The 10,269-nt window shown below is 32.5% G+C and carries 9 protein-coding genes, 1 other RNA gene and 1 pseudogene; 6 read left to right on the forward strand and 5 right to left on the reverse strand.

Features of this window, described 5'->3' with window-relative positions:
• Positions 1-466: pseudogene (gene glyA / locus ACTG3Y_RS12570) on the forward strand (serine hydroxymethyltransferase); the annotation flags it as partial.
• Positions 467-625: 159 nt separating this feature from the next.
• Here the strand turns inward: glyA and ACTG3Y_RS12575 are convergent.
• The 4 genes from ACTG3Y_RS12575 to ACTG3Y_RS12590 form a co-directional block, all read right to left on the reverse strand.
• Positions 626-2,194 carry a hypothetical protein gene (locus ACTG3Y_RS12575; RefSeq protein ID WP_439153272.1) on the reverse strand — a complete coding sequence of 523 codons (1,569 nt, stop codon included), beginning with the start codon at positions 2,192-2,194 and terminating at the stop codon, positions 626-628.
• 79 nt (positions 2,195-2,273) lie between these two features.
• The gene (locus tag ACTG3Y_RS12580) at positions 2,274-3,035 is read right to left on the reverse strand and encodes a hypothetical protein (RefSeq protein WP_439153273.1); all 762 of its coding nucleotides are present in this window, start codon (positions 3,033-3,035) and stop codon (positions 2,274-2,276) included.
• Positions 3,036-3,117: 82 nt separating this feature from the next.
• The gene (locus ACTG3Y_RS12585) at positions 3,118-3,507 is read right to left on the reverse strand and encodes an acyl-CoA thioesterase (protein WP_439153274.1); all 390 of its coding nucleotides are present in this window, start codon (positions 3,505-3,507) and stop codon (positions 3,118-3,120) included.
• Positions 3,508-3,514: 7 nt separating this feature from the next.
• Entirely contained in the window at positions 3,515-4,543 is a 1,029-nt protein-coding gene (locus ACTG3Y_RS12590; protein ID WP_439153275.1) for a glutaminyl-peptide cyclotransferase, read from the reverse strand.
• Positions 4,544-4,632: 89 nt separating this feature from the next.
• Here ACTG3Y_RS12590 and ffs point away from each other — a divergent pair.
• The 4 genes from ffs to fsa all read left to right on the forward strand — a co-directional run bounded on the left by ffs (position 4,633) and on the right by fsa (position 6,809).
• An RNA gene (gene ffs / locus ACTG3Y_RS12595) (signal recognition particle sRNA small type) lies at positions 4,633-4,731 on the forward strand.
• Positions 4,732-4,789: 58 nt separating this feature from the next.
• Positions 4,790-5,593: an SDR family oxidoreductase gene (locus tag ACTG3Y_RS12600; protein WP_439153276.1), complete on the forward strand. Its 804-nt coding sequence runs from the start codon at positions 4,790-4,792 to the stop codon at positions 5,591-5,593.
• A gap of 45 nt (positions 5,594-5,638) precedes the next feature.
• A complete protein-coding gene (locus tag ACTG3Y_RS12605; RefSeq protein ID WP_439153277.1) occupies positions 5,639-6,046 on the forward strand; it encodes a hypothetical protein in 408 nt (135 codons plus the stop codon).
• A 109-nt stretch (positions 6,047-6,155) separates the two neighbouring features.
• Positions 6,156-6,809, forward strand: coding sequence for a fructose-6-phosphate aldolase (gene fsa, locus ACTG3Y_RS12610; protein WP_439153278.1), 654 nt, complete (start codon positions 6,156-6,158; stop codon positions 6,807-6,809).
• 33 nt (positions 6,810-6,842) lie between these two features.
• Here the strand turns inward: fsa and ACTG3Y_RS12615 are convergent, their stop codons facing one another.
• Positions 6,843-8,309, reverse strand: a complete 1,467-nt coding sequence (locus tag ACTG3Y_RS12615; protein ID WP_439153279.1) for a TlpA family protein disulfide reductase — start codon at positions 8,307-8,309, stop codon at positions 6,843-6,845.
• Between the two features lie 164 nt (positions 8,310-8,473).
• Between ACTG3Y_RS12615 and ACTG3Y_RS12620 the strand changes: the two genes are divergently transcribed.
• Entirely contained in the window at positions 8,474-10,099 is a 1,626-nt protein-coding gene (locus ACTG3Y_RS12620) for an ABC-F family ATP-binding cassette domain-containing protein (protein ID WP_439153280.1), read from the forward strand.
• The last annotated feature ends 170 nt before the right edge of the window (positions 10,100-10,269 follow it).

The following is a 10,269-nucleotide window of genomic DNA, read 5'->3' on the forward strand; positions in this document are numbered from 1 at the left end:
ATTAGAGCATATCATTGCTGCAAAAGCAATTGCATTTGGAGAAGCCTTAACTGATGATTTTATGCATTATATGTTACAGGTAAAACACAATGCAGATGCAATGGCTAAGGCATTTGTCGCTAAGGATTACCATTTAATTTCTGGTGGTACAGATAATCATATGATGCTTATTGATTTGAGAAATAAAAATATTACAGGTAAAGATGCTGAAAATGCTTTAGTAAAAGCAGATATTACCGTAAACAAAAATATGGTACCTTTTGATACAGAATCTCCATTTGTGACGTCTGGAATTAGAGTTGGAACACCAGCTATTACAACTAGAGGACTAAAAGAAAATGACATGGCTTATGTTGTAGATTTAATTGATGAAGTATTGATGAATCACAACAATGAAACGCTGTTAGAAGGTGTTGCTAAAAAAGTGAACGAGTTAATGGGAGGACGCCCTTTATTTAATGCATAAGCTGAGATTATAAATTGAGATGCTGAGGAAAAATTCAGCATGACAACAAAGCCTTTCAGTTTAGTTTGAAGGGCTTTTCTTTTTAATATATCCAGAATGATTGAGATGGATAGAATTAACCCAATTAGAAATAAATTATTGCACAGCTAACAGTTATTATCAATCCTCAAACGGAACACTCTCATAAGCTCCAATATCTGGTGCTGTAGAATTACGTGGTGTGGCTAGTAAATCACTACCTATTGGTACTAGCGATAATGCATTTCCATTAGCACCAGAATCTTCGCCAATACGCATTAAATTTTCAAAAGGGTCTATAAAATCAGGGTTTTCATTAAAAATGTTATTATCATACAGAGTCATATCATCAATGTCGTAATTACCAGTATTGAATAAATTTGGGTTAAGTCGTAAAAGGCAATTGGTAAATTTAAAACTGAAATCATCTCCTTGGTCTTCTAACAAAAATTCAGGATTATCATTGCCATAAATTATACAGTTGATAAAATTGGCTTCAGTGGTATTGGTAAACGTTATGTTATTATCATCTATCGCGAAATCATTAATCAGAAGCGCTGGGAATTGTCTAAAACTGCTATTCCAGTAATTGGCTATGGTACAATGTGTAAAATTATATTTTCCACCTAATGTACCGGCAAATGACGACTGACCTGAGTTGTTTATTACTACATTTTCAGCGCGTATTGAAGTAGCTCTTCCTAAGATACCAAAAGCACTGGAATTATAAATTTGTGAATTGGTAATCGTTAATTTATCGTTTGGTGCATCATCATTAAACTCTGACAATACTCCAATGGTTGCATTTTTTATAGTGGCATAATTAATCGTATTGTTTGCACTGCCATCAAATAACCAAATAGTTCCCCATTGCCCTGGTATATCAGTATATAACGTTTCTAGTCGGTCACCTTCTAGAATGACTTCCTTCTCTAATTCATCTAAATCATCACTTAATTCTCCATTGATTTGTAATGTGGCATTATTAGTGACAATAATTCCTGAATTGGCATGAAAGTGCACTCTTGTACCTGGTTCCATAACTAGTGTTTCACCTTCATCTACACCTGCATAGCCGTAAATAACGTAAGGTTTTTCGTTGGTAAAGGTGAGTTCATCATCTTCCAAAAAACGTCCTTGTAAGGTGGTATCGTCTGGTGTGCCATCTCCATCAACATCAAATGTAAGGGTTTCAATAATACCTGTGTCTTCATCTCTATTAGGGTAAATAAAAACAGCATCTTTAACCAAGGTGACTAAATCCACGTCTTGTTGGTCTGATCCGGAATCAAATAATATTTTATCAGTGTATAAAAACTGATTCTCTAAAGAGGGTAGTGTGGCAAAATCAATAGTTGTTTCTATAAAAATGAACAAACTATCATTGGCGAGTAATTCTACATTTTCAAAGAACTTACCTTCCTGTGCACCTTCAAGTCCTGTAGTGCCATCTACATTCATTCTGTAAAATGAATTGACTCCATTCTCTAATTGAATGATTGGTATAACAATATCGTCATCACTTCTGTTATAGACTTTGAGGTTGTAGGTGCTTGAGCCAATATTGCTAAAAACAGTATCTAAATAGACCGTATCTTTTGCAAATTCTAAATTTCCATTACTAGGTGAAAATACAAAATCATTACGACAAGAACTCCAGAAAATAAGAATTGCAAAGCAAGAGATAAAGTAGATAAATCGTTTGATCATAAAAATTCAAATTATAGGCTAAAAATATAACTTTTGAACTTATGATTTATTATGATTTGGAAGAATTATACTAATATATCTAGTCTTGGGTATCCTCCTCTGTGCCATATTCTTCTAGCAAGAATAAAAATAGTTGACTATTGAGCACTAATTTTTCTAAGAGTTCCATTTTCTTTTTTTCGGTCAAAAGTTCTGAACTCATTTGCTTCGCGACACAAAACTCAAAGAATAGGTATTTACGTGTTTCGGGAATCTTTAAGTCTTTAGTAATTAGATCGGTTGTAAAAAAAGAACTTTTTCTAAATAAAGAATCCATTTGTGTGTAGGTGATGGGTTGATAAATAGGTTTTTTGTTTTTCCGTTTAAATAGTTTTGCAATTTGCCCAATGAGATAGACAAAATCTACACCATAAGTCGCGTTAGGTGATTGGTACAACCCTGGATTTCGTTTAATGTCTTCTTTAATTAAATTCTGAAGTTCAATGTTATAGGTCTCTTCTTTAAAAACAGGTTGTTCTGGCTCTGATTGTATTTCAACTTCATCTAGTTCATTTACTATTTGTTCAAGTTCAAAAACGGCTATAGCTTTAAAGTGCGATGCATTAAGTATAACCACTTTTGGATGATGAAATAAAGATTCAAATAATAGAGTGTCTCTCACTTTTGCAACAATGCTAAAATTCCCTTCTGCGTCCGTCGCTGTTACTCTATTCTGGGTATCGTTAAGTACTTTTACACCTTTGATTGTAGTTTTTGAATCATATATTTTTCCGTTTAGTGTTTGGGCATTTAGCGATAAAAACGAAAGGTAAAAGGTGAGACATACTAGAAGAAAACGCATATTGATCTGATTGATGCTTTAAAGAAAAGTGTTTATAATGACAAGTATAGACTTATTAAAAAAACTTTAACCTAAATATATGTTAATCAAAAAGTGAAGCAACTTCGAGCGGTATTCTGGTTGGACGTTTAGATTCGGTACTCATAAAGCACCATTTCGTCTCTGATGTTACAATTAAACGGTTGTTAGATGTATTAGTGATTTCAACTTGCCTTATAGAACTCACTCCTTCAGATTTGGTGACAAATGTTTTTAGAACTAATTCATCGTTTAGAACCGCTTGATTTTTATAATCAATATGATGACTTACCAATACCCAAAAATAGTTGTCGGTAATGGCTTTTGTCGCATTTTTTAACCAATGTTCTTCGGCTATATCTTGTACCCACTGCACATACCTAACATTATTGACATGCTTAAGTTCATCTAAATCATCTGTGGTGACAACATGTGTTTTCTCAAAAACCTGCATACAAAATTTATTTCTTTGTTACAGTCACTTCAAAAAGTTTATCCCAGTTTTTTCCGGTAACAAATATGGTTTTACGCTCAGGGTGATACGCTATACCATTGAGTACATCTAATTCTGGGTGTTGTGTTACTAATTTTCTGAGTGGTTTAAAATCTATAACTCCTTCAACACCACCAGTTTTTGGATTTACGATGACAACTCCGTTGCGTTGATATATGTTCGCATATATTTTACCTTCAATCCACTCTAATTCATTGAGCTGTGGAATTTTCCCTTTTTCGGTGTAAACTTCGATATGGCTTTTCTCAGTTAGATTTTCTGTATTAATAAGCCATATTTTTTCGGTGCCGTCAGATTTATAAAGTGTTTTACCATCGTTACAAATCCCCCAGCCTTCTTTACTCTTACCATATTTAAAAGAGCTTAGTTTTTCAAAAGAATTGACATCATATATAAAGCCTGTATTAGCCTGCCATGTGAGTTGGTAAATTTTATCATCTAAAATAGTAAGGCCTTCTCCGAAGTAAGTATCATTTAAGTTGATATTTTTTAAGACTTCACCAGTTTCGAAATTGACTTTTCGTAACTTCGATTCACCACGTTGCCCAGTACTTTCGTATAAATCACCATTGTAAAACTCTAATCCTTGGGTATATGAAGACATATCGTGAGGATAGGTATTAATAATCTCATACGAGTAATACGAAGGAATAGAATTATTATAAACTTTTACTTTTTTAGAAATGGTATCAGAATTATCGTCATAATTGACTACAGCGGTAATTATTTTCTCACCAAGCGTAATATCATTTAATATAAACGTCTTTGAAATAGGAATATCATTTAGCGTATAATTGATACCAGAAATTTCGAGATGTTTAGGATTAGAAATTGATAATTGCAAAGTGTCGCCAAGCATCAAAGATTTTGAATTTGTATTTATTACAAATCCAGTTTGTTTTTTACTGTTTGTGTCGCCACAATTAATTAAAAAAATACTTAAACAAATGACAATGATGTATTTATAGAACTGCATAGAGCTAATGTGATTTTTGAGCAAGTTATTAAATAAAATTCAGTTTAAAAATCATTGTTTAAGTATTAAAAGATTGTATCTTTGCCGCCGGGCAAGTCCTACACAACCAGCTCCTGCTTAATCCTCCAGGACGGGAACGTAGCAAAGGTATGCGGTCGTAGCGGTGTGATGTAGGTAGCTTGCCTTTTTTTGTACCCTAAAGTCTCCTTCTAAATTTGTATTTTGCACCCATAAATTTTACAATTAATGTCTAAAGTAGTTTTAATAACTGGAGCGTCTTCTGGAATCGGTAAGTCGGTTGGTGAATATCTTTTTACTAAAGGATTTAAGGTTTATGGTACTAGCAGAAACCCGGCAAATTATCCAAATAGTAAATTTCCAATTGTAGCTGTAGATGTCACTAAATCGGAAACTATTACTACTTGTATTGATGAGGTCTTAAAAAGGACTTCTAAAATTGATGTATTAATCAATAATGCAGGTGTTGGAATTACCGGTCCGATGGAGGAAATTCCAGAATCTGAAATCAAGCGCAACTTTGATACTAATTTTTTTGGACCAATTAATGTAATAAAGGCTGTCTTACCACATATGCGTTCTAATAAATCTGGTTTGATTATTAATGTGACTTCCATTGCTGGTTACATGGGATTACCTTTTAGAGGTGTTTATAGTGCAAGCAAAGGAGCATTAGAATTAATTACAGAGTCCTTTAGAATGGAATTGAAAACTTTTAATATTCACATGTCTAATGTGGCGCCTGGAGATTTTGCAACTAATATCGCCGCAGGAAGATACCATGCTCCTGTTTTAAATGACTCACCTTACCATGAAAAGTATAACTTATCACTAAAAATGATGGATGAGCATGTAGATAGTGGTAATGACCCTCTACAAATGGCAAAAGCTATTCATAAAATTATAGAAACGAAGAATCCCAAAGTACATTATAAGGTAGGTGCATTTATGCAAAAGTTCTCCATAGTCTTAAAACGAATTCTTCCAGATAAGGTTTATGAAAAACTTTTGATGAACCATTACAAACTATAGATATTCTGGTACACTATTTGAGGTGTATATTTCAAATAAGCTATTATGAAAACCTCTAAATTTATATTCGTTTTTGTACTTGTAATTATCAGTTTTGGATGTGAAGATCCTTTAAATTGTATTATTCCAAAAGAACCAGAATTAAAAACCAATGGATTTCCTGTAGGTTCAACAACGTCTTATTATTATGCAGAAATAAAGGCGGAAATAAGAAATGAACCAAGAGATAACGACTACGATTACTATTTTGATGTATCTGAGTTGCCTTTAGGTATGGACTACTATGTCAATTACAGAACTTTAAGCATTGAAGGAAATCCTTTGGAAGCAGGCACATACAGAGTGATGGTTTATCTTGATGTTGATGGTCCTTTTAGAAATAATTTTAATGAAGAACCAGATATTCTTTGCGATTATAGTACCTCAAAAACATACACTATAATTATTGAATAGTAATTACTGAGCAGCTTTTTAAAGTTGTTAATATATTTTAATAATTTCCTTCATTACATGGCTATGATAAGTTGTAAATTCGTGCCAACTAAAAACACAACAATTTTTTATGAAATTTTTTATTGATACAGCCAATTTAGGTCAGATAAAAGAAGCTCAGGATATGGGTATTTTAGATGGTGTAACAACGAATCCGTCGTTAATGGCAAAAGAGGGAATTACTGGCACTGATAATATAATGAAACATTATGTAGACATCTGCAATATTGTAGATGGTGATGTTTCGGCTGAGGTCATTTCTACCGATTTTGACGGTATGGTAAGAGAAGGTGAGGCTTTAGCAGAATTGCACGATCAAATTGTAATCAAATTACCTATGATTAAAGATGGTGTAAAAGCTTGTAAGTATTTTTCTGACAGAGGTATAAAAACTAATGTAACATTAGTATTTTCTCCTGGCCAGGCTATATTAGCAGCCAAAGCAGGTGCAACCTATGTATCTCCGTTTATTGGACGTTTAGATGATATTTCTACAGATGGATTAAATCTCATTGCAGAAATAAGACATATCTATGACAATTATGCTTTCGAAACACAAATACTAGCTGCTTCTGTACGTCATACTATGCACGTTATAGACTGTGCAAAATTAGGCGCAGATGTTATGACAGGACCTTTAAGTTCTATAACAGGCTTATTAAAACACCCTCTTACAGATATTGGATTAGAAAAATTCTTAGCAGATTATAAGAAAGGAAATTAAGCTTTAATTATAACTTAAAAGAGATAAAGCATCTTATTGAACGATAAGGTGCTTTTTTTGTAATAATTCATCTAAAGTTTTATGAAAATCTGAACTAAAGATGTTAACGTTAGGGTGTAATATAGTGCTATTCTCATCTACAATAATTGCCTTATTAAGGTAGTTAACAGCTAAAGTTTTTCGAGCAACTTTAGAGTCTTTAAACTTAAATTCATTAACCGTAGGGAAATTATAATTGGCAATTATATTTTTCCAGAATTTATCATCATTATCATTAACATTTATTGAAATAAAGTCTAAATAAGGAAACTCAGATTCTAATTTCGTAACCATGTAATGACTGTTTCTATATTGAGATTTTGAATTAGACGACCAAAAGTAAATTATAGTTGGTTTTGTTATAATATTATTTAGATAATGCTCAGTGTCATTATAATTAACTACTGCAAGATTCGGAATAGGATTTCCTTGTCTTAACAGCTGTAAAGAAGACACTAGATCTTTCATGTATAACTTGTCTTCTTCGTTTGTACTTTTTGCTAAATAGTAATCTAATATTTCATTAGCTTCATCTTCAGTGTGATTGTGACTTATAAAATTTCTGGCTTTATATTTTAAAAGGTTGTTCTTAATAGTTTCGTCCGTTATGATACTATCAATAAGATCAAGTTTAGATTTGTTGTAATCCATTGAATGCCTGTTAAACTTGCTATGATATGGGTTATTATTATAGTAAGATTTAATAGCAAGGTTATCTACATGAGAAAATAGAAACCTGTTATATGAAAAAAAGTGACTCAAGTGATTAGCATTGTAATCTATGCTAGTTCTGTGTTTATAAAAGTCTTCTGGTAAATCTTTTATATGAATCATTTTATTATTACCAAAGTATGCAAAGGGGTATATCTCTTTATCCGCATAAGTATTATAGTTTATATTGGCCTCTATAATAGATCTAAAAAAGGACGATTCTTCTTCATTTTTCTCCAAAAATTTATAAAATTCGTTGAGCTGAGATTGTCGTCTTTCTTCTACAAATTGATCGAAAGCTTCCGGATCCATTTTAGAATACTCGACTAATTTGTCAGCCTCTTCTTCATTAGATAAATACGTTTTTATTAAATAATTATTTTTTTTTGACCCTTTACCAGTAAATACCAATGATTCATCAAAGTCATAAGTATTTAACCTAAACATCAAACTATCATTTGGTTCTAATAAAACGGTTTGATATTCACCTCCGTGCCTTATAATGTATAAACCAGATTGAAGATTAGTTATTTTATGCAGAAATCTATTATTAGCATCAAGGCTTAATGTGTCAAAAACTTTACCTTTTGCATTATGTAGTATAACGCTATTGTTTTTTGGATTTATAATTTCACCACCTATATAGGCGAAACTGGGATCAGAAACACTATTAAATTTACATCCAAAAGCGATTGATGCCAAAACAAGTGTTAGGGCTATATGTCTTGTAACTAAAGGGATTTTATTCATAATCTACGTAACAAAAATATACCTTGAAATGTATAAGTCTTGTTAATAACCCGTTAAAACTTACTATGATGGGTTTATATTTCCTCTAGTGACTATAATTTTCTACTTTTGCACTCCAAAAAAATGCCATAGTTAAAGCTATGGAAAATGCAAAAAAATAAATTATGTTATCAGTTTCTAATCTTTCGGTTCAATTTGGTAAACGCATATTATTTGATGAAGTAAATACCACTTTTAATAATGGTAACTGTTATGGAATCATAGGTGCCAATGGTGCAGGAAAATCTACTTTTTTAAAGATTTTGGCAGGTAAAATGGATCCTACTTCTGGAAGTGTGCATTTAGAGCCAGGAAAACGAATGTCTGTTTTAGAACAGAATCATAACAAGCACGATGAAGATACAGTGCTTGAAACGGTACTAAAAGGAAATAAACCTTTATACAATCTCAAAACTCAAATTGATGCCTTGTACGCCGATTATACCGACGAGAATGCGGAAAAGATTGGTGAGTTACAAGTACAGTTTGAAGAAATGAATGGTTGGAATGCAGACAGTGAGGCTGCTGCATTACTTTCTAATTTAGGAATAAAGGAAGATTTACATTACACACTAATGGGAGACCTTGATGGTAAGCAAAAAGTACGTGTGTTATTGGCACAGGCCTTATTTGGAAATCCAGATGTTTTAATTATGGATGAGCCTACAAATGATCTGGATTACGAAACAATTTCTTGGTTGGAGAACTTTTTAGCAAACTACGACAACTGTGTTATTGTTGTTTCTCACGATAGACATTTTTTAGATGCCGTTTGTACACATATTTCAGATATTGATTTTGGTAAGATCAATCATTATTCTGGTAACTATACATTCTGGTATGAGTCCTCTCAATTAGCAGCTAAACAGCGTGCTCAACAGAATAAAAAAGCAGAAGAAAAGAAGAAAGAATTAGAAGAATTTATACGTCGATTTTCTGCAAACGTTGCAAAATCTAAACAGGCAACCAGTAGAAAAAAGATGATCGATAAATTAAATATATCTGACATTAAACCATCTAGTAGACGTTATCCTGCCATTATTTTTGAGCGCGAACGAGAAGCTGGTGATCAAATCTTAAATGTAGAAGGTTTAACCGCAAGCTTAGATGGTGAAATATTATTTAAGGGTATAGATATTAACCTTAATAAAGGAGATAAGGTAGTAGTGTATTCTAAAGATTCAAGAGCGACAACAGCATTTTATCAAATTATTAATGGTAAGGAAAAAGCTGATTCGGGAAAATATGCTTGGGGAGTTACAACAACGCAGTCTTATTTACCATTAGACAATAGTGAGTATTTTGATAACAAATTAACTTTAGTAGATTGGTTGCGTCAATGGGCAACTACTGAAGAAGAACGTGAGGAAGTCTACATTAGAGGATTCCTGGGTAAAATGATTTTTAGTGGAGAAGAAGCCTTAAAAACTGCAGATGTCTTATCAGGAGGTGAAAAGGTAAGGTGTATGCTCAGTAGAATGATGATGATAAGAGCCAATGTATTGATGTTAGATGAACCAACAAATCACCTTGATTTAGAAAGTATTACAGCATTTAATAACTGTTTGAAGAATTTTAAAGGGACTATAATGCTGACTACGCACGATCATGAGTTTGCTCAAACCGTGGGTAATAGAATCATTGAATTAACTCCAAACGGAGTTATAGATCGTTACATGACATTTGATGAATATATGAACGACAAAAAGATTAGAGAACAGCGTGAAAAAATGTATGCTGTAACGGCTTAAATTTTCTTTAAAGAAAATTTTATGCTTCCATTTCAGCTTTTACACGATTTACTATAGTTATTGCCTTATCGAGTTCGTCATTATGAACATAGACTTCTTGGTAACCTTGGTTCATAGAACCATAACCAGCTAGTCGTTGTGATTCGCCTTCGTCTTTAATAATAGGAACA

Source organism: Winogradskyella sp. (assembly GCF_965656915.1).
Taxonomy (GTDB): Bacteria; Bacteroidota; Bacteroidia; order Flavobacteriales; family Flavobacteriaceae; genus Winogradskyella.

Coding starts and splice junctions, on each gene's coding strand:
- ACTG3Y_RS12575 (WP_439153272.1), bottom strand. CDS start 2,194: ATGATCAAACGATTTATCTACTTTATCTCTTGCTTTGCAATTCTTATT.
- ACTG3Y_RS12580 (WP_439153273.1), bottom strand. CDS start 3,035: ATGCGTTTTCTTCTAGTATGTCTCACCTTTTACCTTTCGTTTTTATCG.
- ACTG3Y_RS12585 (WP_439153274.1), bottom strand. CDS start 3,507: ATGCAGGTTTTTGAGAAAACACATGTTGTCACCACAGATGATTTAGAT.
- ACTG3Y_RS12590 (WP_439153275.1), bottom strand. CDS start 4,543: ATGCAGTTCTATAAATACATCATTGTCATTTGTTTAAGTATTTTTTTA.
- ACTG3Y_RS12600 (WP_439153276.1), top strand. CDS start 4,790: ATGTCTAAAGTAGTTTTAATAACTGGAGCGTCTTCTGGAATCGGTAAG.
- ACTG3Y_RS12605 (WP_439153277.1), top strand. CDS start 5,639: ATGAAAACCTCTAAATTTATATTCGTTTTTGTACTTGTAATTATCAGT.
- fsa (WP_439153278.1), top strand. CDS start 6,156: ATGAAATTTTTTATTGATACAGCCAATTTAGGTCAGATAAAAGAAGCT.
- ACTG3Y_RS12615 (WP_439153279.1), bottom strand. CDS start 8,309: ATGAATAAAATCCCTTTAGTTACAAGACATATAGCCCTAACACTTGTT.
- ACTG3Y_RS12620 (WP_439153280.1), top strand. CDS start 8,474: ATGTTATCAGTTTCTAATCTTTCGGTTCAATTTGGTAAACGCATATTA.